Raw genomic sequence first — 26,625 nt, 5'->3', positions numbered from 1 at the left:
CCGCAAGCAGCACACAGTCGAGCACCGCTTCGGCCGCACCATCAGGCACTACAGAAGAAGTGCCTCCGAACAAATGCCTCCGAACAAGTGCCCCAGAACAAGTGCCTCGCCCCGCCGGAGCCGCCCTCCTCAGATCCCGCGCCTCCGCCGAGCCCTGCGGACCACCGCTGCCGCGCCGAGCAGGGCCACCGTCGCGCCCGCCGCACCCGCGGCCGTCGCGTCCTTGCGGCCGAGGCGGCGGCCCGCCACGGTGTGCCGCCCGGAGACCTCCTCCAGGAGCTCGGCGAGCACCTCCTCGTTCGTCCACTGCGGGCGCCAGCCCGCCTCGTGCAGGCCGGTGCCGCTGACCACCCACGGGTACATCGTGTACGCGAGGTCGCCCGCGGGGGACGGCGTCAGGCCGATGCGGTGCAGCCGCGCGGCCGCGCCGAGGGCGACCGTGGAGGGCAGTTCCATGCGGCGGATCCCGCTCAGCTCCTCGACCTCCTCCTGCTCCAGCCACCCGTCACAGCCGACGGCAAGCTCGCCGTCGACCTTTTCCAGTACGGCGTACTCCAGCGCACTGCACAGATCCTCGACGTGACAGAACTGCCAGACAGGACGCGAACCCGCCACTACAAGGAGACGGGGCGATTCGAAGTAGCGCGTCAGGGCCGTGTCCGTACCGCCCACCAGGACGGCCGGGCGCAGAACCGTCACATTGAGGCCGGGGTGGGCGCGCGGCGCACGGCGCGCGAGGCGCTCGATCTCCAGGAGGTCGCCGACCCCCGTCGCCTCGGCGGTGGCACGCAGCTCGGCGTCCTCCGACAGCGGCAGCTCGTTGTCCTCGAGGGCGCCGTAGACCATCGCCGACGTGCACAGCACGACCCGGTGCACGCCGGCCGCGGCAGCCGCGGTGAGCACCGTCTGCGTACCGCGCACGTTGTACGCGGTACGGGCCGCGGCGTCCGTCTCCAGGTCGAGGTCGAGCGCCAGGTGCACGACGACGTCCGCGCCGCGCAGCTTCTCCGCGATGGACGGGTCCCGTACGTCGAGGATGTGCCACTGCGCCTCCGCGCAGTCGCCGCGCCGCTCGTCTATGGCCACGACCTGCTTGACCTCGGCCGAGGCCGCGAGGCGCTCGGCGAGCAGCGCGCCGATGCCCGACGCGGCGCCGGTCACGGCGACGACGGGGCCGCGGGCGGCGGGCGGGGTTGAGCGGTTTCGCGCTGCGCGAACCTGCGGATCTGGGGAACTCACCAGGCGTCTCCAGCGGTTGTCTTCAGTACGTGCGCGGTCGACGCGTGCGTACCAGGTGGCATCCATCCTGCCGCAGCCCGGAAGCCGGCGGAGCACCGAGCCCGGAAGCGGTGTCGGTGTCTACGCTGGATGACAAAGTCGGGCAGACGCCGTCGGCACGAAGCCGGCGGCCCAACGAGCCGAGGATTCCCGTGAGTGACACCCCATTCGGATTCGGCCTTCCGCCGGAGGAGCCGGAGAACGGCGACGAGGGCAAGAAGAAGGACCAGCAGGGCGGTGGTGGCCAGGACGGCCCGGCGAACCCGTTCGGCTTCGGCGGCTTCCCCGGCGCCGGCGCCCCCGGCGGCGGCGACAACCCCTTCGCCGCCATGTTCGGGAACATGAACCCGAACGACCTGGGTGCGGCCTTCCAGCAGCTCGGCCAGATGCTGTCGTACGAGGGCGGCCCGGTGAACTGGGACATGGCCAAGCAGATCGCCCGCCAGGTGGTGTCCCAGGGCACCGCGGACGGCACGAAGGACGCGAGCGTCGGCCCCGCCGACCGCAGCGCCGTCGAGGAGGCCGTGCGCCTGGCCGACCTGTGGCTGGACGGCGTGACGTCGCTGCCGTCCGGCGCCGGATCCGCCGTCGCGTGGTCCCGCGCGGAGTGGGTCGAGGCGACCCTTCCGGTGTGGCAGGAGCTGGTCGACCCGGTCGCCGAGCGGGTCGGCTCGGCCATGGGTGACGTCCTGCCCGAGGAGATGCAGGCCATGGCGGGCCCGCTGATCGGCATGATGCGCTCCATGGGCGGCGCCATGTTCGGGCAGCAGATCGGGCAGGCCGTCGGCGCGCTCGCGGGCGAGGTCGTCGGCTCCAGCGACGTCGGCCTTCCGCTCGGCCCGGCCGGCAAGGCCGCGCTGCTTCCGGTGAACGTCGAGGTGTTCGGCAAGGACCTGAGCGTCGACCTGAACGAGGTGCGGCTCTACCTCGCCCTGCGCGAGGCCGCCCACCAGCGCCTCTTCGCGCACGTGCCGTGGCTGCGCTCGCATCTGTTCGGCGCCGTCGAGGGGTATGCGCGCGGCATCAAGGTCGACACCTCGAAGCTGGAGGACGTGGTCGGCCAGTTCGACCCGCAGAACCCCGAGGAGATCCAGCAGGCGCTCCAGCAGGGCATGTTCCAGCCCGAGGACACCCCGGAGCAGAAGGCCGCCCTCGCCCGTCTGGAGACGGCGCTCGCGCTCGTCGAGGGCTGGGTCGACGCCGTGGTCCACGAGGCCGCCAAGGACCGCCTGTCGTCGGCCGCCGCGCTGCGCGAGACGCTGCGCCGTCGCCGTGCCTCGGGCGGCCCCGCCGAGCAGACCTTCGCCACGCTGATCGGCCTGGAGCTGCGTCCGCGCCGGCTGCGGGACGCCTCACGCCTGTGGGCGTCGCTCACCGACGCGCGCGGGGTGGACGGCCGCGACGGCCTGTGGGAGCACCCGGACATGCTGCCGACGGCGGAGGACCTGGACGACCCGGACGGCTTCGTGCACCGCGAGCAGCTGGACTTCTCCGAGCTGGACAAGATGCTCGGCGAGGCCGCGGGCGGCTCCTCCGGCGCCAAGCCCGACCTCAAGAAGGACACCGAGAGCGACGACCGGGCCGACGAGAACGACGGGGACGACAGCAGCAAGTGAGCCTCCACGACGACGCGATCCTCGTACTCAAGGCGTACGAACGGGACGGCGAGCAGGGCGAGTTGCGCACCGCCTACCTCGATCACCTGGCGGCGCATCCGGACGGCATGTGGAAGGCCTGCGAGGCGGGGCACATCACGGCGAGCGCGCTCGTCGTGGACCCGTCGCGCGGCCGGGTGCTGCTGACGCTGCACAAGAAGCTGCGGATGTGGCTGCAGATGGGCGGGCACTGCGAGCCGGGCGACGCCACGCTCGCCGCGGCCGCCCTGCGCGAGGCGACGGAGGAGTCCGGTATCGAGGGCCTGACGCTCCTCCCGGGCGGACCCGTCACCCTGGACCGGCACCCGATCCCGGCGCCCTGCAACTGGCATCTCGACGTGCAGTACGCCGCGCTGGCCCCGCCCGGCGCGGTGGAGGCGATCAGCGACGAGTCGCTCGACGTGCGCTGGTTCGCGTACGACGAGGTGGCGGGCGTGGCCGACGCGTCGGTCGTGCGCCTGCTTGAGGCGACGCGCGCGGCGCTGTGACGCGATGAAGGCGCGCACGGCGCTGTGACGCGATGAACGGGTAAGGGGCGGTCGCCATGGTGACCGCCCCTTACCCATGCGCTGCGGGAGGGTCACTCCCAGGCGTTGCCGCGGTTCTGTCCGCGGGCGCCCTGCTGGCCCATGCCGTACTGCGCGGCCACGCCGCCGCCGATCACGGCGTTCTGCGGCGGGAGCAGCTCGCTGGGCTGGACGAGCGCGAAGCCGTTGCCCATGAAGCTGAGCTCCCAGCCCTCGCCGGTGTTGCCGCGGCGGCGGCGCACACCCGAGGAGTGCGTCTGCGCCTGCATCTGCACCCGCAGGGAGTTGGACCAGGCGACGATCGCGTCCGCGTCGGCGTTGACGTACTTCTCCGGCGTGACCTGCAGCATCAGCGGCTGGCCCGAGGTCATCAGGGCGACCTTGCCGCTGCCCGTGATGTTCAGCTGGTACTTGCCGGAGCCGGAGATGCCGAACTGGCTGTCCACGGCGATGACTTCGGTGTGCAGCTGGGAGTCGAGCGCGAGGACATAGCTGCTGTCCACGGTCAGGCCCTGCTGGTCGATGTCGACGATGTGGATGTACTGCGCGAGGTTGGCGAGGTAGACCGTGCCCTGCCCGGAGCAGCGCATCAGGTCGAGGCCCTCACCGGTGTTGGCGCGGGCGCGCCGCTGCCCCTGCGACTGGTACTCGCCGTCGAACTCCATGAGGCCCTGGTAGGCCACCATGGCGCCCTTGCGGGCGAGGATGTCGTCGTGGCCTTCGAGGGCGACCCGCAGCATCTGCGGGTTCTGGATCGCGTAGCGCTCCTGGGTCTGCTGCTCAGAGTGAGCGAAAAGCGGGCTCTGCATGATGTGTTCGCTCCCCCTAGCCCCGGATCCGGAGACGGTCGCTGCTGTCCTCACTGGGCTGTACGACGACGATGCCCTGGCCCGAGAAGGCCATCTGGTACGCCTCGCCGCTGCCCCGGCCGATCATCGAGGAGGCCTTGAAGCTGCGCTTGCCCTTCACCTTGAGGTTCGGGGACCAGGCGACCAGCGCGTCCGGGTCGACGTACGTCTCGTCCTCGCCGCTGCCGCAGTCGACGACGATCGGGGCGCCGCGCGAGGTCAGCGCGACCCAGCCCTGGCCGCCGAGCTTGACGTTCCACAGGCCCTGTCCGGCGAACTTGGCGAGGCCCTTGACGCGTTCGACGCCCCACTGGAGGCTCGCGTCGAAGGCCAGCAGGTTGGTGCCGTTCACGGAGAGCGCTTCGCCGTTGAGGTTGATGACGACGACGTCCGCGCCGTAGTCGGCGAGGTAGAGCATGCCGTCGCCGCTGGCCTTCATCAGCGGCGTGCCCTCACCGGTGATCCATTGCCCGGCGATCTGCCGCACGGCCGGCGGGTTCGGCTCGTACTGGACGAAGCCCTCGTACGCGACCATCGAGCCGGTACGCGCGAAGAGGTCCTGTCCGCTCTGCATGGCGATCTTCACCATGCTGCGGCCGTGGTTCTCCATCCGGGCCGCGACGGGGGTCGGGGCGAAGCCCGCGAGCTGCTGGTTCATTGACTTCGCTCCCCTTAGATCTCGTAGGGCTGGACGACGACGAAGTTACTGCCGGGCGCACCGCGGAACTGGAGGTTCACGGTCTCCCCGCTGTGGCCCGGGAAGGCCTGGCGGCGCAGCCGTACCTGGCTGGAGATGATCACCTGCGCGGTGGCGGACCAGGCCACGACGGAGTTGGCGTCCACGAACGTGGTCGGCGTGACCGGCAGCACCACGGGGGTGCCCTTGGTCTTCACGATCACCGTGCCGGTGCCCTGGAACTGCATCGTGAACAGCGCGCCGCCGGGGATGCCGTGTCCCTCGATCCTGCGGACCTCGTGCTGCAGCGCCTCGTCGTACGCCAGAACGTTCTCCGCGGAGACGCAGATCGCGTCGCCCTGGAGCTCGATCGGGTGGAGGTGCGCCTCGTTCTCCGCGAGGAAGACCTGGCCGCGGCCGGTGCAGCGCATCAGCTGCATCTCCTGGCCGGTGGCGTTGCCGACGATGCGGCCGGCGAAACCGGCGCCCTTGTAACTGAAGTCGACCTTGCCCTGGTACAGCACCATACTGCCCTGGCGCGCGAGGACCGGCTGGCCGTCGGCACCGAGGTCGACGCGGACCAGCTGCTCGTTCTGCTGCGTCCAGCGCTGCCCGGTGGGCACCTCGCGGTACTTCTGCAGCGCGACGGCCACGCCGCCGGGACCGCCGCCCTGCGGGACGCCCTGGGGGGCGCCTTGGGGCTGGCCGTACGGGGAGGGGGCGCCGGGGGGCTGCTGGCCGGGGAATCCGGCGGGGGGCTGCTGGCCGTAGCCGGGCGGCGGCGGGGCCTGGCCGGGCGGCATCTGGCCCGGGACCTGGCCGTACTGCGGCTGCTGGGGCGCCTGCGGCGCGGGGGCGGGCTGGCCCGGCTGCCCGTACCCGGGGGGCATGGGCGGGGTCTGACCCGGCGCGGGTGCGAGGGGCGCGGCGATGGTCGGCTGCGCGTGCACATCCGGCTGAGCGGGCGCGGGGGGCGGCGTGAACCCCTGGGCGGGCTGCGGTGCTTGGGGCGCCTGCGGGGCGGGCTCGGGGGCCGGGGCCGGGACGGGCGCGCCCTGGGGCGCGCCGAAGGACGGGGCGGGCGCGGGCTCGGCCGGGGCGCCGAACGACGGGGCGGGTGCCGCTCCGCCGGGCGGCGGGGCGAAGCCGGGTGCGGCGCCGCCCTGCGGCTGGGGCGCGGCGGCCGGCTCCTCCTCGGCGACCTCGCCGCCGAAGTTCTTCAGCAGGGCGTCGAGCCCGCCGTCGAACCCCTGGCCCACGGCGGCGAACCGCCACACGTCCTTGAGGTAGAAGTCGCCCAGCATCACCGCGCGTTCGGTGCTGAACTCCGAGCCGTCGAAGGCGTACCGCGCGACCTCTTCGCCGCCCGCGACAATGCGGACATATCCGGGCGCGACCTGCGACATCTGGCCGGCGCCGTCGATCGTCGCGGTGAAGGACAGCTTCTGGATCTGCGGCGGAATCCGGTCGAGGGTGACGCGGAAGGACTCCGTGTCCCCGGCCTGGGCGCCGAGGAGCTGAATGGACTCCTCCGGCGACTTCGGCTGGTTGAAGAACACGAAATAACGGTCGTCCGAGAGCTGTTCGCTGGCGTCGAGGCCGAAGCAGCTGATGTCGAACGTCAGCCCCGGGGCGTTGATCTGCACGCCTACGTACAGATCGGTGCCCGAGGTCAGGTCACTGATCTTGGCCTTGTGGCCGCGTTGGAATTCCCTGGCCATGCGTAACGACCGTCCCCCATCCCGAATGTGAATGCGTCGCGCCAGGCTAACCGCTAACGCTGACATCGAGCCAAGCCGGGACGGACCCGGTACACAATCGCTGCCTGCGGCGTCACAGCCCGCTCACAGGTGTTACACAACGCGCGCGTGCAGGGCGTTTTCCCGACGCTCGGCATCCCTCTGGGTCTGCTCTGCGTCTCCTCTGCGTCTCCCTCTGTATCTCCTCTGCATCCGCTCGGCATCCGCTCGGCATCCGCGAGAAGCCGAGACCGGATGGACGCGCTGCCCTGCGCAGGCGTCACACCTCGCGCGTGCCCGGCTGTTCGCCGCGCGCCGCCGGAAGATGCGGAAGCCGTTCGGCCGCGACGACCCCTTCCAGGTAGCCACGGGCCCGTTCGGTACGCGGATACGCCTCGAGGAGTCGCCAGAAGCTCGGCCCGTGACCGGGCACCAGCAGATGCGCCAGCTCGTGCAACAGGACGTAGTCGATGACGTATTCGGGCATCCCCTGCAGCCGGTGCGAGAGGCGGATGCTGCCCTCGGCGGGAGTGCACGAACCCCAGCGCGTGTTCTGGTTGGTGACCCAGCGGACCGAGCTCGGGCGGGCCCTCCCCTGGAAGAACTGCTCGGACAGCAGCCCGGCGCGCTCGGCCAGCTCCGCGTCGCCGAGGAGGCGCTTGCTCTCCTGCGCGGCGAGCTTGTCGAGCATCACGCCGACCCAGCGCTGCTCCTCCGCCTCGGACATCCGCGCGGGGATGAGCACGATGGTGCGGTCGCCCTCGCGGTACGCCGAGACCGTTCGGCGCCTCCTCGCGCTGCGTCTCACCTCGACCGCGCTCACCGCCGAGCCGCGTGGCGGCTGGCTTTGCGTGCTGCGCTCAGAGCTCTCGGCGCGCTGCGGTACGTCGGCGGGCACGCCCCGACGTTACCCGCTGGCGCCAGGGGAAGTCCCGACTCCGGCAGGGTTCCCGGCCGATCCGGACACCCCGGCCGAGATTTGTACGACTAATCCCCCGTGCCTGTGGACAACTCGCGGCACCGTGTCGGCGGGACGGGCATGCTGGCAGCGGCTCGGGGGACGAGCGCGGCCGATCTCGCATCGGTCGCGCTCGGCTGCGCCATCGGGCCGCCCGGTCGCGTCGGCTGTCACGGGAGAGCAGCCGACGCGACCGAACAGTCCAGACATTCACGGCATTTCAGGTTTATCGCTTGGGTCACACGGACCAGAACGGGGGACGGTCATGCATCCGAGGGTGAAGCCCGCACTACGGCGCGGCTGGCGGGACTTGACGACGGTGCAGTTCGGCGTGGCCCGCGCCCACGCCGTGGTCCTCGGCCCGATGGATCCGGCGACGGCCGGCCTCCTCGACCTGATCGACGGCACCCGAGGGCCTGACATGCTCCGAGAGGAGGGAGAGCGCCTGGGCCTGCCGCACAGCCACGTCGACCAGCTCCTCTCCCGCCTCACCGAAGCGGGCCTCCTGGACGATGCGACCGGCGGCGGCGAGCCGGCCGACGCCCTGCGCCGACGCACGGAAGTCCTCGACCGGCTGCGCCCCGACCTCGCCTCGCTCAGCCTGACCGACCGCGAACCGACAGGCGGCATAAGCAGGTTGACGGCGAGGCGCGGGATGCGCGTACAGGTGCGCGGAGCGGGCCGGGTGGGCGCGACGATCGCCGCCGTGCTGTCGGGCGCGGGCGTCGGCCGGGTCGACGTCCTGGACGGCGGCCGCGTCGAGGCGTCCGACGTCGCACCCGGAGGTTTTCCCGCCGAGGCGATCGGGGAGCGCAGGGACGAGTCCGCGCGACGTCTCGTACGTCGATGCGCACCCCAGCGCGCACCACGCCGGGCCCGACCTTTCCGCACGACCCGCTCGCCTTTCGCGGAGCTGCCGTCGACGGCCCAGGGGGCAGGTGCGGCCGCCGATACGGCGGGCGGTGGAGAACCGTACGCGGATCCCGGGCTCTCGCTGGTCGTCGTCGCCCCGCGGGACGGCCTCGCCGCCTACGCTCCCGACCCTCGGCTCTCCACCCCCTTCATGGAGTCGGGCACGCCGCATCTCTACGCGGGAGTCATCGAGGGCACTGGCGTGGTGGGCCCGCTGGTGCTGCCGGGGGCGTCGGCCTGCGCGGGCTGCCTCGACCTCGGCCGCGCGGAGCGGGACCTGGCGTGGCCTCGGATGCTGGCGCAGTGGCGGTCGGGGCGGTCCCGTCCGGTGCAGGCCTGCGACCTGGGGCTGGCGACCACGGTCGCGGGGCTTGCCGCCACCCACGCGCTGGCGTTCCTCGACGGCGGCCTGCCCGCCAGTGCGGGCACGCGCTGGGAGCTCCCGCTCCCGGAGCTGGACTGGCGGCCGCAGCCGGTGGGCCCGCATCGCGAATGCCCCTGCGGCGCCGCCCGGCGGAGGAACCCGCTGGGCGAGTGGGAGCGTGTGATGGATGAGAGGGATGACACCTCCATAGAAGGCGCAGCGCACGAGACAATGGCCGGGTGAGCGTCGAATGCGGCGTGGCAGTCTGGGTTTTGGAGGGGCGCATGTCTGATCTTCCCCGGAAGGCGGTTACCCGTACCGCCAAGCTGGCCGCGCTGCCCCTCGGCATCGCGGGTCGGGCCACCTGGGGCCTCGGCAAGCGGATCGGCGGGAAGTCCGCCGAGATCGTGGGGCGCGAGCTGCAACAGCGCACCGCCGAGCAGCTGTTCAAGGTGCTCGGCGAGCTGAAGGGCGGCGCCATGAAGTTCGGGCAGGCGCTGTCCGTCTTCGAGTCGGCGCTGCCCGAGGAGGTCGCCGGGCCGTATCGGGCGGCGCTCACGAAGTTGCAGGAGGCTGCGCCGCCGATGCCGACGGCCACGGTGCACTCGGTGCTCGAGGAGCGGCTCGGGGACGACTGGCGCGAGTATTTCCTGGAGTTCGAGGACAAACCGGCCGCGGCCGCGTCGATCGGCCAGGTGCACCGGGCGGTGTGGCACGACGGCCGGGAGGTCGCGGTCAAGGTGCAGTACCCCGGAGCGGGCGAGGCTCTGCTCTCGGACCTGACCCAACTGAGCAGGTTCGCCAAGCTTCTTGGACCGCTCATCCCGGGCATGGACATCAAGCCCTTGATCACGGAGCTGCGCGACCGCGTCGCGGAGGAGCTGGACTACGAGTTGGAGTCCCAGGCTCAGCAGGAGCACGCCCGGGAGTTCGCGGACGATCCCGATGTGTTCGTCCCCGAGGTGCTGCACCAGAGCGAGAAGGTGCTGGTGACCGAGTGGATCGACGGCATCCCGCTCTCCGAGGTGATAGCCGACGGCACCGAGGAACAGCGGGACCGGGCAGGCCAACTCCTCGCCCGTTTCCTCTTCTCCGGCCCGGCCCGCACCGGACTCCTGCACGCCGACCCGCACCCGGGAAACTTCCGGCTGCTGCCCGCCGACGAGGGTGACGAAGGCGGCGAGTGGAAGCTCGGCGTCCTCGACTTCGGCACGGTCGACCGCCTGCCCGGCGGGCTGCCCCCGACCATCGGCCGCTCCCTGCGGATGACCCTGGAGGGCGAGGCCGAGGCGATCTACGGGCTGTTGTGCGGCGAAGGCTTCGTCAAGGAGGACATCGAGCTCGACCCCGACGCGGTCCTCGAGTACCTGCTGCCGATCATCGAGCCGGCCGAGGTCGACGCGTTCACGTTCACTCGGGACTGGATCCGCAGTCAGGCCGCGCGGATAGCGGATCCGCGTTCTCCGGCACACCAGTTGGGCAAGCAGCTGAACCTGCCGCCCTCGTATCTGCTGATACACCGCGTGACGCTCAGCACGATCGGCGTCCTGTGCCAGCTGGGGGCCACGGTCCGGCTGCGCGACGAACTCGAGTCCTGGCTGCCGGGGTTCCTGGCCGAGAGCGAGACGGCGGAGGGGACTGCGGAGGGGACTGCGGAGGGGACTGCGGACGGGACGACCGAGGCACCCGAGGAGTGCGAGCCGGTCGCGGACGGTACGGCCGCTCAGGCCTGAGGCGGAGCCGTGCCGACCGTACTCATAGGGGCCGTACTGGTAGGGCCGTACTCGTAGGGGCCGTACTCACCACCAGGAAGAGTCCAGGCGGCCCTCGATGGCCCTGAGGTGGGTCCGGGCGCAGTCGTCGCAGAAGTAGCGGCGCGTTCCGTCCTCCACGGAGCACGCCCAGGTCGTGACCTGCTCGCCCTCCGCGCGAGCGCCGCAGCGGGAACACACCACGCTCTCGGCACCCGGCTGCAGCTCAGCTGAGTGATGAGTTCGATGAGTTCGACGGTCCATGGCGCGACGGTACCTGCGCGTCCGGAGGTCCGTGAGCACAACGCACCGCGGGGACCGCTCCGTTCGGAACGGTCCCCGCGGGGAGTCGGCATCGCAGGCCGGGCCGGGCTGCCCGGCGCCCGCCTGCTTCACCTCACATCACGCCTGACGTCACGCACGTCTCACGTGACGTCTCACGTGACGCCTCACGACACGTGTCGTCGTCGCTCGTCAGTTCATGACGGCCATGGCCAGCGCGCGGCGCGCGCGCAGCGAGGCGCGCTCGGCGCGACGCTGCATCCGACGGGCACTGATCAGCCGCACCGCCTGGCGGTCGGCGTCCGCCTCGCGCATGCGCTCATGCATATGCGCGCGTGCCAGGGCTTCGGGTTGGAGTTGCATCTCACGGGTCCTGTTCTGACGCGAGGAGATCGCGCCGGATTCTGTGGTGGTCTCTGGGATCGCGGAGCCGGCGGGCTCGCTGGCGAAGGGCTTCATCGGGGCCTGCTTCATGGGGTCGTGCGTCAGGGGGCGGTCGATGGTTCCGGAGGCGTTCATGCGGCGACCGGGTTCTTGCGCGGGCGACCACGCGGCCGCTTGCGGGCAACGACCACGCCCTGGACGAAGAGCTCGCCGCCCCAGACACCCCACGGCTCACGCCGCTCCTTGGCGCCGGCGAGGCAGGCCTCCATCAGCGGGCAGGTGCGGCAGAGCGACTTGGCGTACTCGACGTCGGCCGGCGACTCGGCGAAGAAGACCTCCGGGTCGTAGCTACGGCAGGGGACGGGTACGCCGAGGTTCTCGATGGCGTCGTCGAGCGCGGTGAGCGCAGTGAGCGGAGTCAAGGTGTTCTCCTGAAGGCCGGGCGGGGGGAGCGTCTCTGAAGGCGGTACGGACGGGGCGTGCGTTTCGGTCTGCACGGTCGGTGTCTTCCTCGTCTGGTCGTTCCGGCCGGTCGGCCGGGTGGCGGCTTGGTACCAGGTGCTGCTGTCCGTCGGCCCCTTCGTCCCGCTCTCCCCGTTCGGGGAAAACAGAAGGGCCGCGGATCCCGGGTGGGGTTCCGCGGCCCTGAAGGCGCCGGCCTGATCGTCGATCAGGCTGGATCACTCCAGGGTTCGAGCCCGCGGAAGGCCCACATGTGCTGATGCGTCGTCGTCTGCTTCCGGAGTCCGGCACCGGCTGCCGCAAAGGCATAGGCCTGCGCCTGTGCCGCTGCTACTGCTGCTTCCGGTGCCTTGGTCGGTCGCTCATTGCGCTCGCTCAGGGAAAGGAACGCGTGGGACAGGGAGACCGGACGCGCGGCGGAGAGGCCGACGGGCAGACCGGTGCCCTGGTGCGAGATACCGAGCGGGCAGGTGGCGACGACCGAGCGATCGGTCATTTTGACGACGGTGCTGTTGAAGCTGGTGTTGATGCTGATCACTGGAATCGCCTCCTCTCGGCGTCTCGGGAACCGGCGCGAACCGGTCCGCTGGCGTACAAGGTTTAAGTACAGCACGGAACCAGGGCTTCGGAGAAGCCGCTGTTTCCGTGGTTAAGAACCTATGGGGATTGCTGCGGCGTACGCAAACTATTTTTTCGACGAGTTTGCATCAGTCAGCGTCGTCTGCTCCTCCAAGTTCGAGCGGACGCTCCTCACCTGCGCAGATGGCCAGAACATCGGCTCCGAAGCGGCTCAGCTTGCGGGCTCCGACGCCGGGGATGCGGGACAGCTCGGCCTCGGACTCGGGAACCTGCTCGGCGATGGCGATCAAGGTCTTGTCCGTGAAGACGCAGAACGCGGGCTGGCCGAGCTCGGCCGCCTCGTGGGCGCGCCAGGTGTGCAGGCGGTCGTACACCCCCTCGTCCATGTCCGAGGGGCAGTCCTCGCAGCGCATCAGCTTCATCTCGCCCGCGGTGCTGAGCGTGCGGCCGCAGACGCGGCACAGGACCGGGCCGCGGGGCTTGCGGTTGCGGGCCGGAGCGCGCTCGACACCGCCGGCCACCGAGGACGTGCGCGGAGCTGCCGCGGCGGCCGAGCCCGTGCGCAGGCCGTTGAGGAAGCGGCTCGGGCGCCGGGAGGCACGGCCGCCCGGCGAGCGGGCCAGCGCCCACGACAGGCAGAGGTGCGCGCGGGCACGGGTGATGCCGACGTAGAGCAGGCGGCGCTCCTCCTCGATCTGCTCGTCGGTCTTGGCGTAGGCGATGGGGAGCATGCCCTCGGTCAGGCCGACGAGGAAGACGGCATCCCATTCGAGGCCCTTCGCGGCGTGCAGCGAGGCCAGGGTGACGCCTTCGACGGTCGGGGCGTGCTGGGCACCCGCCCGCTCGTCCAGCTCGGCGACGAGGTCCGCGAGCGTCGCCTGCGGCCGGGCGCGGGCGAAGTCCTCCGCGAGGCGCACGAGGGCGGCCAGGGACTCCCAGCGGTCCCGCACGGCACCGGACCCCGCCGGGGGCTGGTTCGTCCAGCCCTTCGTGGACAGCACGGCGCGGACCTGGGACGGCACGTCCACCGCGTCGTCGAGCAGGGCGTCGTTGCCGCCGAAGCGGGCCGCGCCGCGCAGGGCCGCGCCCGCCTCCCGCACCTCGGTGCGCTCGAAGAACCGCTCGGCGCCTCGGAGTTGGTACGGGATGCCCGCGTCAGCCAGCGCCTGTTCGTAGAGCTCGGACTGGCCGTTCGTACGGAAGAGGACCGCGATCTCGCTGGCGGGGACGCCGGAGTCGAGGAGCTTGCGGATGCGGCGGGCGGTGCCTTCGGCCTCCGAGGGCTCGTCGCCGTACTCCGTGTAGCTCGGGTCCGGGCCCGCTTCGCGCTGGGAGACCAGCTCCAGGCGGTGCTCGGCGGCACGGCCGTGGGCCTGGGCGAGGACGCTGTTGGCGAGGTGGACGACCTGGGGCGTCGAGCGGTAGTCGCGGATCAGCTTGACCAGCGTGGCCTGGGGGTGGCGGTTGCGGAAGTCCAGGAGGTGGTCGGGGGTGGCGCCGGTGAAGGAGTAGATCGTCTGGCTGGCGTCGCCGACCACGCACAGGCTGTCCCGCTCGCCGAGCCACAGCTCCAGGAGGCGCTGCTGGAGCGGGCTGACGTCCTGGTACTCGTCCACCACGAAGTGCTGGTACTGGGCGCGGACCTGTTCCGCGATGTCGTACCGGTCCTGGAGGACGCCGACGGTGAGGAGCAACACGTCCTCGAAGTCGATGACGCCGCGGTCGCGCTTCAGCTCTTCGTACGTCGCGTAGACCTGGGAGATCTCGGCGGGGTCGCGGGGGACCTCGCGGCCGGACTTGACCGCGGCGGCCGCGTAGTCGCCGGGGACGGTCTGGGTGACCTTGGACCACTCGATCTCGCCGGTGACGTCCCGCAGTTCGTTGCGGTCGAGGCGGATGCGGCAGCGGGCGGCAGCGTCGGCGACCAGCTGCACCTTCCGCTCCAGGAGGCGGGGCAGCTCGCCACCGACGGCTTTCGGCCAGAAGTACTGGAGCTGTCGCAGGGCGGCGGAGTGGAACGTACGCGCCTGAACGCCGCTCACTCCGAGCTGGCGGAGGCGGCCGCGCATCTCGCCCGCGGCGCGGTTGGTGAACGTGACCGCCAGGACGCTGTCGGGCCGCAGGATGCCGGCCCGCACTCCGTACGCGATCCGGTGGGTGATCGCACGCGTCTTGCCCGTACCGGCTCCGGCCAGCACGCACACCGGGCCGTGCAGGGCGGTCGCGACCGCGCGCTGCTCGGGGTCGAGCCCTTCGAGCACGGCGTCCGCGTCCGGCGGCACCGGGGCGTACTGGCCGGCGCCCGGTGCCTGCGAGAAGAGAGTGGAGTGCGTTGCTGCTGTCACCCCGCCATGCTGCCAGGTTCGCGGAGGCGGGCGAGCCGGTTGTCCACAGGCGTGAAGCATTGGTCGTACTAATACGGGAATGGTGGCTGCTTCGCGTACGTTCGGTCTGGTGCGACCACGCATCGGACGAGTAATGAGGAGCGCTGGAGACATGCCGGGCACTGTGACGATGTACAGCACCACCTGGTGCGGCTACTGCCGTCGGCTCAAGGGCCAGATGGACCGCGAGGGCATCGCCTACAAGGAGATCAACATCGAGCACGACCCGGATTCCGCGGCGTTCGTCGAGAAGGCCAACGGCGGAAACCAGACGGTTCCGACCGTGCTGTTCGAGGACGGCTCGACGCTGACCAACCCGTCGCTGGCCCAGGTCAAGCAGAAGGTCGGCGTCTGAGGTCCGTGCCGCCTGGCAGGCCCGACCCGGCGCTCCGGCTTCTCGGAGACCCCCGCCTTCCCTTCGGGGAGCGGGGGTCTTCCTGTACGCCCCGGGCCTGGGCCCTGAGGCCACCCGGATGCCCCGAGGCGTCCCGAGGTGTCCCGAGGTGTCCTGAGGTCAGTCCTCGCCGCCCGCGGCGAAGCCCACCGAGCCGTCCGGCATGATCGCCTCCACGCGCGCGCCGTGCTCGACGGTGCGGCTGACCGTGCAGTGCTTCTCGTGGGTGAGTCGGACGCCGCGGGCGAAGACCTCGGCGGCGCGGCCGCCGTTGGCTTCGGCGGGGATGTCCAGTTCGTAGCTGACGCGGACCTTGCCGATGCGGCCGTCGTCCTCAGGGGTGGAGACGGATTCCACGACGATGCGCAGGTCTTCGTGGTCCACCGCGCGCGCGGTGCGGTCCGTGACCAGGCCGCCGCAGCCGCCGAGCGCGGCGAGCAGCAGCTCCACCGGTGTGAACGACGGCTGGCCCGCCTCGTCGTCGGCGACCGCCATGCGCACCTCGGCGCCGCGGTCGTTGCGCGCGGTCCACTGGCGGTAGCCGGTGCGGACGGTCTCGATGCGGTAGTCGGCCATGGCGGCGCCCTTCTCTGCGACCTTGATCAGGGTACGGGCCGGGGCAGCGGCCTGCCGTACCAGAGCTCGATGAGGCGGGCGGCGATCGAGATGCCGTACGGCGGCAGGACTTCGCCGGACTCGAAGGCGGCGGCGAGGTCGTCCCGGGAGAACCAGCGGGCCTCCTCGATCTCCTCGCCGTCCACGTCGATCTCCGAGGAGGTGGCACGCGCGACGAAGCCCAGCATCAGGCTGGACGGGAACGGCCAGGGCTGGCTCGCCACGTACTCGACGTCCCCGACGGTGACGCCGGCCTCCTCGAAGACCTCGCGGCGGACCGACTGCTCGATGGACTCCCCCGGCTCCACGAAGCCCGCGAGCGTCGAGAAGCGCCCCTCGGGCCAGTGCACCTGGCGGCCGAGCAGGATGCGGTCGTCCTTGTCGGTGACGGCCATGATGACGGCCGGGTCGGTGCGCGGGTAGTGCTCGGCGCCACAGGCGGGGCAGCGGCGGATATGGCCCGCGGCGGCGATGACGGTGCGCTCGCCGCAGCGCGAGCAGAAGCGGTGCAGGCGCTGCCAGTTCTCCAGGGCCACGGCGTGCACCATGAGGCCCGCGTCCCGCGGCGACAGGAGCAGCCCGGCCTCCCGCAGGCCCGCGGGCCGCGCCGACTGGTCCATGCGGCCGGGCAGGGAGTCCTTCTGGAGCGCGAAGTAGCTCACGCCCTCGTCGTCGGTGCCCAGGAAGTAGCGGTGGGTCTCGGTGACGGGCGCCTCGAAGGCGGGCGTCGTGACGAGCTCGGTGCGGCCGTCGGGGGTGTCGTCGATCAGCACCTGTCCGCCCGAGACGACGAAGACGCGGGTCGTCGGGTGGCTCCAGGCGGCGGCCAGCCACGCCTCGTCGAGGCGGTGGTGGGCGGCGCGGTCGATGCCGCTGGGCGCTGCCAGCGACAGGGGCCGGTCAGCGGTGCGGTCGGTCCAGGTGGTCACAGGTGTTTCCAACTCCCCCGGTGGAACGGGCTGTTCGGCACAGTACGGGTACGGCGGTGACGGCGGGCGTGGGGCATGGGCCCGCGCGTCACGGGCGGCGGGATCAGTCCGGGGCGGGCCCCTCGGGGGTCGTGGGCACCGACTGCGCGGGCCAGGTCGCGGCGAGATCGCCCCACAGATAGGCGGTGGTTTCGACGCCCTTCAGGAGCAGGTCGAGCTCGACCTTCTCGTTGGGGGCATGCCAGCCGTCGGACGGCACGGAGATGCCGAGGAACAGCACCGGCGCCTCCAGGACGTCCTGGAGGTCGGCCGCGGGGCCGGATCCGCCCTCGCGCGTGAAGCGGATCGGCTGCTCGAAAGCGCGCCCCATGGCGCGGGACACGGACTGCAGAGCGGGGTGGTCGAGCGGCGTCAGGCACGGGCGCGTGGCGCCGGAGAACGTGATGCCGTGCCCGATCCCGGCGGGGACCTGACCGGCCACCCACGCGCGTACGGCTTGCTCGACCTGGTCGGGGCGCTGCCCGGCCACCAGCCGGAATGAGAGCTTCAGGAAGGCCGAGGCGGGCACGATCGTCTTGCCGCCCGCGCCCTGGTAGCCGCCGCCCATGCCGTTGACCTCGGCGGTGGGGCGGGCCCAGATCCGCTCGAGCGTCGAGTAGCCGTCCTCGCCGTGCGCCGCGTGCGACTTGGCCGTACGCAGCCACTCCTGCTCGTCGAAGGGCAGCTCGGCGAAGAGTTCGCGCTCGCGGTCGGTGAGCGGCACGATCCCGTCGTAGAAGCCGGGGATCGCCACGCGCGCGTGCTCGTCGTGAAGGGCGGCGGCCAGGCGCGCGGCGGCTGTCGCCGGGTTGGGCACCGCGCCGCCGAACGAGCCGGAGTGGATGTCCTGGTCGGGGCCCGTGAGGGCGACCTCGCACTCGACGAGGCCCCGCATGCCCGTGCACACCGTGGGGGTGGTCTCGGACCACATGCCGGTGTCGGAGACGATCACAGCGTCGGCCGCGAGGCGTTCGGCCCGCTCCTCGACCAGCGCGCGGAAGTGCGGCGAACCGGACTCCTCCTCGCCCTCGATCAGCAGCTTCAGGTGCACGGCCGGGGTGCTGCGCCCGGTGGCGGCGAGGTGGGCGCGGACGCCCAGGGTGTGGAAGAAGACCTGGCCCTTGTCGTCGGCGGCACCGCGCGCGTGCAGCCGGTTTCCGTCGATCACCGGCTCGAAGGGGTCGGTATGCCAGCCGTCCTCGCGGGCGGCGGGCTGGACGTCGTGGTGGCCGTAGACCAGGACGGTCGGGGCGTCCGGTTCGGCGGCGGGCCACTCGGCGAAGACGGCGGGGGCGCCTGCCGTCTCCCAGACCTCGGTGGTCGGGAAGCCGGTGTGCTTGAGCTTGTCGGCCAGCCAGTGCGCGCTGCGGCGTACGTCGTCGGCGTGCTCGGGCTGGGCCGAGACGGACGGGATGCGCAGCCACTCCGCGAGGTCGTCGAGGAAGGCGGCGCGGTGCTCTTCGATGTACGCGCGGACGGCGCTGTCCGGGGTGCAGCTCATGCTCTTGAGCCTAGCCGGACGCCGAGCTCGTCCGGTCGGCGTCCCCCCTCGGGCCTCGGCCCGGCCGGCCGCGGCCGCCCGCCTCGCGCGCGTGGTGCCGGTTTTCGCCGTGCTGCGCGGTGGCCCGGTCGTCGGCCTCCGCGGCGTCCGGTCCGGCGAGCAGGCGCTCCAGCTCCGCGCGGCCTGGCAGCCGCTCCGGGTAGGTGGTCTTTCCGGTGCGGACGAAGACGAACGCGGCCCTCACCGCCTCCACCGGCAGGCCGTGCTGCTCGGCCCAGGCCAGGCGGTAGATGGCCAGCTGCAACGGGTCGGCGGCACCGCCGTGGCCCGTCTTCCAGTCGACGATCTCGTACGAGGTGGCGGCGCCGTCGCCGGGACCGGAGCCGTCCGCGCGGTACACCGCGTCGATGCGGCCCCTGATCACCCGCCCGGCGATGGCCAGTTGGAAGGGCGCCTCCACGCGGTACGGGGTGCGGTACGCGTACGGGGTGTGCTCGAAGGCCTCCTTGAGGGTCTCCAGGTCGCGCTCGTCGGCGATCTCGGCGTCCGCGCCGGGGAGCTCGTCCGGGTCGAGCATCGGCAGTTCGAGGGCCTCGAAGCGGGACTCGATCCAGGCGTGGAACCGGGTGCCCCTGCGGGCCGCGGGCTGCGGCGGGCGGGGCATCGGGCGCGCCAGCTCCTGCGCGAAGGCGTCCGGGTCGGCGGCCATCCGCATCACCTCGGAGGCAGTGAGCGAAAGCGGAACGGGCACGTCCCGCACGCCCGCACGCGCGCGTTGCAGCTCGGCCGTCAGGGACGCCAGGTCCTTGTCCCAGGAGGCGACGGCGCGCTCCTCCTCCGGCGTGAGGCCGGACGGCGACGCGGGCGCCCGCCGCTGCGGCACAGCGCGCGCGTGCGGGGTGGTTTCGCCGTGCTGGTGGGGGATCTCCGGGCGGGTGTGCGTCCAGGTGTCCCAGGCAGCCGGATCGTCCTCCTCCGCAGGGCCGAAATCGGGCTCTTCCGGGGGGAGTTCTTCGTACGGGACCTCCGAGTGGAGGTCCTCGGAGTACGGGTCCTCGGAGTACGGGTCCTCCTCGTCCGGGGGCGGGGGCCACTCCGGGTCGTAGGCGTCGTCCTCGGGGAGGGGGCCGGGGGCGGCCGTGGACGGGTCGTGTGCCGTCAGGGCGTCCAGGTGGGCCAGGACGGTCTCGGCGGCGGCGTGGCGGCGGGCCGCCGCGGCGGTGTCCAGGGGCAGGGGCCAGGCGACGTCAGCGGTCTCCTCGCGCAGGGCGGGGTTCTCCTCGTCCGGCTCAGGCGCGTCCGCCCACGCCTCGATCTCGCCGTGGCCCGCGGCGCAGTGGTCGTGCAGGGCGAGCAGGAAGTCGGAGGGGCCGCGGGGGCGCTTCTGGGCCGGGCCCCACCAGTGTCCTGAGCCGAGCAGGAGGGAGCGGGGGCGGGTGAACGTGACGTATCCGAGGCGGAGTTCCTCCGTACGCTGGTGGTCCTTCATCTCCTCGTGGAAGGCCTTCATGCCCTTGCTGTCCCAGGCCTCGACGTCGGGCAGCGTCGCCGCGTCACCGCGCAGCTCGTGCGGCAGCACCTTGGAGCGGGCGGTCCACTTCTCGCGGCCCTGGGTGGAGGGGAACGTTCCGGTGACGAGTCCCGGCACCGCGACGACGTCCCACTCCAGGCCCTTCGACTTGTGCGCGGTGAGCACCTTGACGGTGTTCTCGCCGCCGGGCAGCGCGTTGTCCAGGCCCTTCTCGTACTGCTCGGCCGTGCGCAGGAAGCCGAGGAAGGCGAGGAGGGACGCGGACGGGTCGTTCGCCGCGAAGGAGGCGGCGACGTCGAGGAAGTTGGCGAGGGTCTCGCGGCGGCGGGCCGCGAGCGCGTGCGGGGACGCCGACAGCTCGACGTCGAGTCCGGTGGTGGCGAGGACGCGGTGCAGTACGTCCATGAGCGGGTCGGCGAGGGAGCGGCGCAGGTCGCGCAGCTCGGCGGCGAGGCGGGCGAAGCGCACGCGCGCGTCGGCGGAGAACGGCAGCCGGTCCTGCGGCCCGTCCGCCTCGAGGAACGTGTCGAGCGCGTCCGCGAGGGAGATCACCTCCGCCGGGTCGACGCCCTCGACGGCCTCGGCGAGGCGCCGGTCGGCGTCGGCGGAATCGTCCTCCACGCGCGTGTGCTGCACGAGGAGGCGGGCCCTGCGGCCGAGCAGCGCCAGGTCGCGGGGGCCGATGCGCCAGCGCGGCCCGGTGAGCAGGCGCACGAGCGCGGCGTTGGCCCCCGGGTCCTGCAGCACCTCGCAGACGGCGACGAGATCGGCCACCTCGGGGAGGTGCAGAAGCCCGGAGAGGCCGACGACCTCGACGGGGATGTCACGGGCCACGAGCGCGCCCTGGATCTGCGCGAAGTCGTTCGCCGTACGGCACAGGACCGCGATGTCGCCGGGCTCCTTGTCGATGGCGACGAGGTGCGCGATGGAGTCGGCGAGCCACTCGATCTCCTCGGCGTGGGTGGGGAGCAGCGCGCACCGCACCGTGCCCGCGCCGACCGCGTCGGGCGCGGGCCGGAGCGCCTCCACGCCCGCGTGCAGGGCGCGCAGCGGGGCCGCCATGCCGTTGGCGAGGTCGAGGAGGCGGCCGCCGCTGCGGCGGTTCTCGCTGAGCGCGTACCGCGTGGCGGGGCTGCCGTCGGCGTGCGCGAAGTGCTCGGGGAAGTCGTCGAGGTTGGCGACGGAGGCACCGCGCCAGCCGTAGATCGCCTGGCAGGGGTCGCCGACGGCGGTCACCGCGTGCCCCGTGCCGGAGCCGAACAGGCCGGAGAGCAGGATGCGTTGGGCGACGGAGGTGTCCTGGTACTCGTCGAGCAGGACGACGCGGAACTCGTCGCGCAGGATGCGGCCGACCTCGGGGCGGGTGTCCGCGAGGGTGGCGGAGAGGGCGATCTGGTCCCCGAAGTCGAGGAGGTCGGCGGAGCGCTTGGCCGCGCGGTACCGCTCGACGAGCTCGGTGAGCTCCTGGCGCGCGGCGGCCGTCTCGGGGACCTTCCGCAGCTCCGCGTTGGAGAGCTTCACACCGTCGAGCACGCGCAGCAGCTCGGTGTCGTACGTGCGGAGCCGGGACGGTCGTACGAGGTGCTCGGCGAGCTCGGCGTCCAGGGCGAGGAGGTCGCTGACGAGGTCGGGGAAGGAGCGGGTGAGCGCCGGATAGGGGCCGGGGGCTTCGCGCAGCACGCGCGCGGCGAGCTGGAAGCGGGTGGCGTCGACGAGCAGCCGCACGCTGGGTTCGAGGCCGATGCGCAGGCCGTGGTCGGTGAGCAGCCGCCCGGCGAACGCGTGGTACGTGGAGATCACCGGCTCGCCCGGTGGGGCGTCCGGATCGATCGTGTCCGGATCCATCACTCCGGCCTTGATGAGCGCGGTGCGCACGCGCTCGGCGAGTTCGCCCGCCGCTTTGTTCGTGAACGTGAGGCCGAGGACCTGCTCGGGGGCGACCTGGCCGGTGCCGACCAGCCAGACCACCCGGGCCGCCATCACCGTCGTCTTGCCGGAGCCGGCTCCGGCCACGATCACCTGCGGGGCGGGCGGCGCCACGATGCAGGCCGTCTGCTCCGGTGTGAACGGGATGCCGAGGAGCTCCTTGAGCTGCTCGGGATCAGTGATACGCGAGGACACTCCAGAGAGGCTAACGGCGGCCACTGACAACCCGGGCATCCCGGGAGCCGGCGGCCGCCGCATCGCTCAGCGCACGGGGGGTCAGGAACCCGTGAGCACAGGGGTCAGGAACCCGCGAGCACGGGGTCAGGAACCCGCCATGAGGTCCTTCATGTCGGCGATCTCGGAGGCCGGCGGGGCCTCGACCTCGACCTTGTCGTTGAAGTCGGTGAAGTTCATGGTGTTGGGGTCGTCGCCGCCCTTGGTGACGGCGCGCAGGAAGTAGGGCTCACCCTCGGCCGCGACGTAGAAGGTGACGGTCTCGCCGCCGGACTTCTTCTTGGTGAGGGTGGCCGCCTTCTGGCCGTCGACCTCGGAGTCCTCGCCGCGCTTGACGCCCTTGAGGTCGCCCTCCTTGAAGAGGGACTTCAGGTCGCACATGTCGTCGTTCTGGCCGGAGGGCACCTTCACCCAGCGGTCGCCGACCTTCTTGGCGGTGGCCTCGTCGCCGAGGGTGCCCTTCCAGTAGGCGGTGTCGCCCTTCATGTAGCTGTTCTTGTCGATCACGCGGATGTCGACCTTGCCCATGTCGGCGGACTTCATCTCGCCGTTGCAGGCACCGCCCTTGGCGATCTGGAATTCGATCGAGGTGGCCTTGCCGCTCTGCTTGCCCTCGGCCGAGAGCTTCACGGAGTCGACGCCGCTGGTCGCCTTGGACGCCTTGTCGGCGATCTTGTCGGCGCTCATGCCCTCGAAGGGGTCCTTGTCGCCGAAGCAGCCGGTGACGCTGACGAGTGCGGCCGCGCAGGCCACTGCCGTCGCCAGGACCTTCCGATTGGCTGCCATGTGTATGTCCCCTCCTGGGTACCGATGTCGCGGTGTGCTTTACGTGGACTTTACGTCGGCGATGAGGCGGAACCGGTCACTCCGGGCGTGGGATGGATCACGCCCGGCAACATCCCGGGTCCGCGAGAAAGCTCACTCCACTACGTGCCGCCCCTCGGCCCGCGCGCTGCACGAGGCCCGGAACGAACAGTGCGTGCAGTGCTGGCCGGTGCTCGGCGAGAACCGTTCGTCGAGCACCTTGCCGGCCGCGGTGGCCAGCAGGTCGCCCACCCACTGCCCGGTCAGACCGTCCTGGGTCTGCACCTTGGGGAGCGCCTCGCCGCCGTCCCTCTTGGCGGCGGGCTGACGCAGCTGCACCAGTTCCGCGCCGCCCGGCTCGGGTCTCTGCCCGTCGAAGACGTCGTCGACGGCGCCTTCGCGCACCGCCAGCTGATAGACGGCGAGTTGGGGATGGCGGTCCACCTCGGCCGCCGTGGGCGCCTGTTTGCCCGTCTTGAAATCGACCACATAGGCGCGCCCTTCGGCGTCCGCCTCCACCCGGTCCATCGAGCCGCGGATCCGCACCTCATAGGAGCCCGCTTCCAGCGTGACGTCGAAATCGTGCTCAGTGGCGACCGGCGTACGCCCGGGACGGGTGCCGTTGGTGTCGACGTGCCAGCGCAGGAAGCGTTCGAGCGCCACGCGCGCGTGCTCCTTCTCCTGGGCCGACTTCCAGGGGGCGTCGAACGCGAGCGCGTCCCACACCGAGTCGAGCCGCTCCATCAGCACCGAGAGGTCGGCCGGGGTACGCCCGGAGGCGACCTCGTCGGCCAGGACGTGCACGACGTTGCCGAAGCCCTGTGCGGCGGTCGCGGGAGCGTCGGCCTTCACCTCGCGGCCCAGGAACCACTGCAGGGAGCAGGTGTTGGCGAGCTGGTCGAGGGCGCTTCCGGAGAGGACGACCGGCTGGTCGCGCTCCCGCAGGGGCACCGCGCTGTGCGTGGGCTCGTACATGCCCCACCAGCGGGACGGGTGCGCGGTCGGCACGAGCGGCCTGCCGTCCTCGTCGCGCAGCGCGGCGAGCCGGGCCAGGCGCTCGGCCGCCGCCTCGCGCAGGGTGTCCGAGACGCGCGGGTCGACGGTCGTGGCGCGCAGCTCGGCGACGAGCGCGGCGACGGACAGCGGGCGACGCGGGCGACCGGTGACGTTCTGCGGTTCGACGCCGAGTTCCGTCAGGAAGCGGGAGGGCTGGTCGCCGTCGTCCGCCGCTGCCTTCACCGCCGTGACGACGAGCCGCTCGCACGCGCGCGTGGCGGCGACGTAGTACAGGCGGCGCTCCTCCGCCAACAGGGCGCCCGGCGTGAGGGGTTCGGCGAGGCCGTCGCGGCCGATGCGGTCCGCCTCCAGGAGGGAGCCGCGGCGGCGCAGATCGGGCCACAGCCCCTCCTGCACGCCCGCGACGACCACGAGGCGCCACTGCAGCCCCTTGGAGCGGTGCGCGGTCATCAGGCGTACGGCGTCGGGGCGCACCGCCCTCCTGGTGAGGGTGTCGGCGGCGATGTCCTGGGCCTCGACCTCGCCGAGGAAGTTCAGGGCGCCGCGTCCGCCGCTGCGCTCCTCCGCACGGGCCGCGGTCGCGAACAGGGCGCAGACGGCGTCCAGATCACGGTCGGCGTTGCGGCCCGAGGCGCCGCCGCGCCGCGCGGTGCGCTCGAGGCGGGTCGGCCAGGGCGTGCCGCTCCACAACTCCCACAGGGCCTCCTCGGCGGTGCCGCCGCCGGCGAGCAACAGCCGCGTACGGCGCAGCAGTTCCGCGAGGCGCCGGGCGCCGCCCGCGTACGACGGATCGTGCGCGACGAGCCTCTCCGGCTCGGCCAGGGCGCGCGCGAGCAGGACGTCCGACGGGGGCGGCACGCGGTTGCCCCCGGCGCGCTCCTCGTCCCGCAGGGCCCGCCCGAGGCGCCGCAGATCGGCGGCGTCGGTGCCGCCGAGCGGTGAGGAGAGCAGGGCGAGGGCGCGCTCGGTGCTGAGCCAGGGGACGGTTGTGCCGCCGTCCGGGGCGGCGGCCGGGGCGGCGGCCGGGTCGGCGGCCGGGTCGCCGTCCGGGTCGGCGGCCGGGTCGGCGGAGGAACCTCCGGGCTGCTTCTCTGTGGTGCCGGTCTCCGGCGCTCCCCTTGTGGTACCGGTTTCGGGCTCCCCCTCTGTAGTGCCGGTTTCCGGCGCTTCCTCTGTAGTGCCGGCCCCGGACTCCCTCTCTGTGTCGGGCGACCCTGTAGTGCCGGTTTCGGAAGCCGTCGCCGTGACCGCCTCCGCCGCCGCGCGCAGGGCCTCCAGGAGCGGGGCCACCGCGGGCTCCTCGCGCAGGGCCACGTCGTTGCCGTCGACCTCCACCGGGACGCCCGCCGACGTCAGGGCCCGGCGGACCGCCGGGATGCGGACGCCCGCGCGGACGAGCACGGCCATGTCGGACCAGGCGACGCCGTCCTCCAGGTGGGCGCGGCGCAGGATGTCCGCGACGTTCTCCAGCTCCGCACCCGGCGTCGGGTACGTGAACACGTCGAGTCGGCCGCCCTCGTCGACCGCACGCAGCGCGCGGTGGCGCCGTACCTGCTCGGCGGGCAGGCGCGGCAGCGGCATCCGCTGGGTGATCCGGCGGGTGGCCTCCAGGAGGGCGGAGCCGGAGCGGCGCGACGTCGTGAGCACCTCGACCGGGGCCGGGCGGCCGTCGGCCCGGCGGAAGGTGTCGGGGAAGTCGAGGATGCCGTTCACGTCGGCGCCGCGGAACGCGTAGATCGACTGGTCCGGGTCACCGAACGCGACCAAGGTATGCCTCCCGCCGGACAGCGCCTGGAGGAGCCGTACCTGCGCGGGGTCCGTGTCCTGGTACTCGTCGACGAAGACCGCGTCGTAGCGCGCGGCCAGCTGGTCGGCGACGTCGTCCTGGCGGGCGAGCAGCACCGCGCGGTGCACGAGTTCGGCGTAGTCGAGGACCCCCTGCGCGTCCAGGACGTCCAGGTACTCGGCGAGGAACGCGGCCGCCGCACCCCAGTCGGGGCGGCCGGTGCGGCGCGCGAAGTCCCCGAGGGCGGAGGGGCCGAGGCCGAGCTCACGGCTGCGGGCGAGGACCGCGCGCACCTCGTCGGCGAAGCCGCGCGTCGTCAGGCAGGCGCGCAGCTCGTCAGGCCACCGCACGCGCGCGTGGCCGCTGTTCTCGAGGTCGATCTCGCCTTCGAGGAGCTCGCGTACGACGACGTCCTGCTCGGGTCCCGACAGCAGCCGCAGCGGTTCGACGAACAGTTCGGCGTCCTGGTGGGCGCGGACCAGGGCGTAGCAGAACGAGTGGAACGTGGTGGCCCGCGGGGCGGAGACGCCGCCGATGCGCATCGCCATACGATCGCGCAGCTCCACCGCCGCCTTGCGGCTGAACGTGAGCACCAGGATCCGCTCGGGATCGGTGCCCTTGGCGATCCGGGCGGCGACCGCCTCCACAAGAGTGGTGGATTTTCCGGTGCCCGGACCGGCGAGCACGAGCAGCGGTCCGCCCGCATGGTCAACCACCGCGCGCTGTGGTGCGTCAAGACGAGGGGGATCCACTCTGACCGGCGGAGTACGCACCAGTCGGTACGCACGGGTGCCCCCCTGACGCACGGATGCGTCGGGAGCGCGCCGTTCGGAAGTAGAGGAGCTCACGTGGATCGCCGGTCCTGGTGGGTGTGCTGGGTGGAGAAGGGGCCGTGGGCCCCGGTGGTCGTCGGACGGCCGCCGCGTGCCGCGCGAGCGGTGGCGGCGGTTCGCGGCGGCGGTCCGGTGACTGCCGCGCTCGACGCTACGCCAGTCGCCGACCGGAACGCGCCGCTTCCCCGGCTTCGTCCGCCCCGCCGCAGGCCGGAAG

Annotated in this window: 20 protein-coding genes; 5 read left to right on the top strand and 15 right to left on the bottom strand. The window is 72.3% G+C overall.

Going from position 1 to position 26,625, the window contains the following annotated elements; genetic code table 11:
- Positions 1-129: 129 nt before the first annotated feature.
- Entirely contained in the window at positions 130-1,239 is a 1,110-nt protein-coding gene (locus tag QIT00_RS00385; RefSeq protein WP_282532964.1) for an SDR family oxidoreductase, read from the bottom strand.
- A 191-nt stretch (positions 1,240-1,430) separates the two neighbouring features.
- Between QIT00_RS00385 and QIT00_RS00380 the strand changes: the two genes are divergently transcribed.
- Both QIT00_RS00380 and QIT00_RS00375 read left to right on the top strand, forming a co-directional pair.
- Positions 1,431-2,894, top strand: coding sequence for a zinc-dependent metalloprotease (locus tag QIT00_RS00380; protein WP_282532963.1), 1,464 nt, complete (start codon positions 1,431-1,433; stop codon positions 2,892-2,894).
- Positions 2,891-3,421, top strand: coding sequence for an NUDIX hydrolase (locus QIT00_RS00375; protein ID WP_282532962.1), 531 nt, complete (start codon positions 2,891-2,893; stop codon positions 3,419-3,421). The genes QIT00_RS00380 and QIT00_RS00375 overlap by 4 nt, the downstream gene beginning before the upstream one ends.
- Before the next feature lie 92 nt (positions 3,422-3,513).
- On the opposite strand, the gene QIT00_RS00370 is transcribed toward QIT00_RS00375, so the two are convergent.
- The 4 genes from QIT00_RS00370 to QIT00_RS00355 form a co-directional block, all read right to left on the bottom strand.
- Positions 3,514-4,269: an AIM24 family protein gene (locus QIT00_RS00370; protein ID WP_282532961.1), complete on the bottom strand. Its 756-nt coding sequence runs from the start codon at positions 4,267-4,269 to the stop codon at positions 3,514-3,516.
- Between the two features lie 16 nt (positions 4,270-4,285).
- Positions 4,286-4,966: an AIM24 family protein gene (locus tag QIT00_RS00365; RefSeq protein WP_282532960.1), complete on the bottom strand. Its 681-nt coding sequence runs from the start codon at positions 4,964-4,966 to the stop codon at positions 4,286-4,288.
- Between the two features lie 14 nt (positions 4,967-4,980).
- Positions 4,981-6,705, bottom strand: coding sequence for a TerD family protein (locus QIT00_RS00360; RefSeq protein WP_282532959.1), 1,725 nt, complete (start codon positions 6,703-6,705; stop codon positions 4,981-4,983).
- Between the two features lie 298 nt (positions 6,706-7,003).
- Positions 7,004-7,621 carry a M48 metallopeptidase family protein gene (locus QIT00_RS00355; RefSeq protein WP_282532958.1) on the bottom strand — a complete coding sequence of 206 codons (618 nt, stop codon included), beginning with the start codon at positions 7,619-7,621 and terminating at the stop codon, positions 7,004-7,006.
- A 325-nt stretch (positions 7,622-7,946) separates the two neighbouring features.
- Between QIT00_RS00355 and QIT00_RS00350 the strand changes: the two genes are divergently transcribed.
- Both QIT00_RS00350 and QIT00_RS00345 read left to right on the top strand, forming a co-directional pair.
- Positions 7,947-9,200, top strand: a complete 1,254-nt coding sequence (locus tag QIT00_RS00350) for a ThiF family adenylyltransferase (protein ID WP_282532957.1) — start codon at positions 7,947-7,949, stop codon at positions 9,198-9,200.
- A 41-nt stretch (positions 9,201-9,241) separates the two neighbouring features.
- Complete coding sequence (locus QIT00_RS00345) at positions 9,242-10,690, top strand: ABC1 kinase family protein (protein ID WP_282532956.1); 1,449 nt, start codon at positions 9,242-9,244, stop codon at positions 10,688-10,690.
- 492 nt (positions 10,691-11,182) lie between these two features.
- On the opposite strand, the gene QIT00_RS00335 is transcribed toward QIT00_RS00345, so the two are convergent.
- From QIT00_RS00335 to QIT00_RS00320, 4 genes are all read right to left on the bottom strand, one after another.
- Positions 11,183-11,509: a hypothetical protein gene (locus QIT00_RS00335; protein ID WP_282532954.1), complete on the bottom strand. Its 327-nt coding sequence runs from the start codon at positions 11,507-11,509 to the stop codon at positions 11,183-11,185.
- A complete protein-coding gene (locus QIT00_RS00330; protein WP_161696083.1) occupies positions 11,506-11,871 on the bottom strand; it encodes a WhiB family transcriptional regulator in 366 nt (121 codons plus the stop codon). Before QIT00_RS00330 ends, QIT00_RS00335 begins: the two co-directional genes overlap by 4 nt.
- A 173-nt stretch (positions 11,872-12,044) precedes the next feature.
- Positions 12,045-12,374 (bottom strand): hypothetical protein, encoded by a 330-nt coding sequence (locus QIT00_RS00325; RefSeq protein ID WP_282532953.1) that lies wholly within the window; start codon positions 12,372-12,374, stop codon positions 12,045-12,047.
- 169 nt (positions 12,375-12,543) lie between these two features.
- Positions 12,544-14,820, bottom strand: a complete 2,277-nt coding sequence (locus QIT00_RS00320) for an ATP-dependent DNA helicase UvrD2 (RefSeq protein ID WP_282532952.1) — start codon at positions 14,818-14,820, stop codon at positions 12,544-12,546.
- Positions 14,821-14,911: 91 nt separating this feature from the next.
- Here QIT00_RS00320 and QIT00_RS00315 point away from each other — a divergent pair, with 91 nt between their 5' ends.
- Positions 14,912-15,154 (top strand): mycoredoxin, encoded by a 243-nt coding sequence (locus tag QIT00_RS00315; protein ID WP_282532951.1) that lies wholly within the window; start codon positions 14,912-14,914, stop codon positions 15,152-15,154.
- 159 nt (positions 15,155-15,313) lie between these two features.
- Here the strand turns inward: QIT00_RS00315 and QIT00_RS00310 are convergent, their stop codons facing one another.
- The 6 genes from QIT00_RS00310 to QIT00_RS00285 all read right to left on the bottom strand — a co-directional run bounded on the left by QIT00_RS00310 (position 15,314) and on the right by QIT00_RS00285 (position 26,423).
- Positions 15,314-15,769, bottom strand: a complete 456-nt coding sequence (locus tag QIT00_RS00310; RefSeq protein ID WP_282532950.1) for an OsmC family protein — start codon at positions 15,767-15,769, stop codon at positions 15,314-15,316.
- Between the two features lie 26 nt (positions 15,770-15,795).
- Positions 15,796-16,737, bottom strand: a complete 942-nt coding sequence (gene nudC / locus QIT00_RS00305) for an NAD(+) diphosphatase (protein WP_282532949.1) — start codon at positions 16,735-16,737, stop codon at positions 15,796-15,798.
- 103 nt (positions 16,738-16,840) lie between these two features.
- Positions 16,841-18,277, bottom strand: a complete 1,437-nt coding sequence (locus QIT00_RS00300; RefSeq protein ID WP_282532948.1) for a dipeptidase — start codon at positions 18,275-18,277, stop codon at positions 16,841-16,843.
- A 10-nt stretch (positions 18,278-18,287) separates the two neighbouring features.
- Entirely contained in the window at positions 18,288-21,929 is a 3,642-nt protein-coding gene (locus QIT00_RS00295; protein WP_282532947.1) for an ATP-dependent DNA helicase, read from the bottom strand.
- A 126-nt stretch (positions 21,930-22,055) separates the two neighbouring features.
- Positions 22,056-22,754 carry a hypothetical protein gene (locus tag QIT00_RS00290; protein WP_282532946.1) on the bottom strand — a complete coding sequence of 233 codons (699 nt, stop codon included), beginning with the start codon at positions 22,752-22,754 and terminating at the stop codon, positions 22,056-22,058.
- Between the two features lie 132 nt (positions 22,755-22,886).
- Positions 22,887-26,423 (bottom strand): ATP-dependent helicase, encoded by a 3,537-nt coding sequence (locus QIT00_RS00285; protein WP_408909681.1) that lies wholly within the window; start codon positions 26,421-26,423, stop codon positions 22,887-22,889.
- Between the last annotated feature and the right edge of the window lie 202 nt (positions 26,424-26,625).

It is taken from the genome of Streptomyces luteolus, from assembly GCF_029968015.1.
Classification (GTDB): domain Bacteria; phylum Actinomycetota; class Actinomycetes; order Streptomycetales; family Streptomycetaceae; genus Streptomyces; species Streptomyces luteolus.
Note: the sequence above shows the minus strand (reverse complement) of the source record. Positions and strands in the feature narration are given on the sequence as shown.

Coding starts and splice junctions, on each gene's coding strand:
- QIT00_RS00310 (WP_282532950.1), bottom strand. CDS start 15,769: ATGGCCGACTACCGCATCGAGACCGTCCGCACCGGCTACCGCCAGTGG.
- QIT00_RS00345 (WP_282532956.1), top strand. CDS start 9,242: ATGTCTGATCTTCCCCGGAAGGCGGTTACCCGTACCGCCAAGCTGGCC.
- QIT00_RS00335 (WP_282532954.1), bottom strand. CDS start 11,509: ATGAACGCCTCCGGAACCATCGACCGCCCCCTGACGCACGACCCCATG.
- QIT00_RS00370 (WP_282532961.1), bottom strand. CDS start 4,269: ATGCAGAGCCCGCTTTTCGCTCACTCTGAGCAGCAGACCCAGGAGCGC.
- QIT00_RS00360 (WP_282532959.1), bottom strand. CDS start 6,705: ATGGCCAGGGAATTCCAACGCGGCCACAAGGCCAAGATCAGTGACCTG.
- QIT00_RS00320 (WP_282532952.1), bottom strand. CDS start 14,820: ATGCTTCACGCCTGTGGACAACCGGCTCGCCCGCCTCCGCGAACCTGG.
- QIT00_RS00365 (WP_282532960.1), bottom strand. CDS start 4,966: ATGAACCAGCAGCTCGCGGGCTTCGCCCCGACCCCCGTCGCGGCCCGG.
- QIT00_RS00290 (WP_282532946.1), bottom strand. CDS start 22,754: ATGGCAGCCAATCGGAAGGTCCTGGCGACGGCAGTGGCCTGCGCGGCC.
- QIT00_RS00350 (WP_282532957.1), top strand. CDS start 7,947: ATGCATCCGAGGGTGAAGCCCGCACTACGGCGCGGCTGGCGGGACTTG.
- QIT00_RS00315 (WP_282532951.1), top strand. CDS start 14,912: ATGCCGGGCACTGTGACGATGTACAGCACCACCTGGTGCGGCTACTGC.
- QIT00_RS00300 (WP_282532948.1), bottom strand. CDS start 18,277: ATGAGCTGCACCCCGGACAGCGCCGTCCGCGCGTACATCGAAGAGCAC.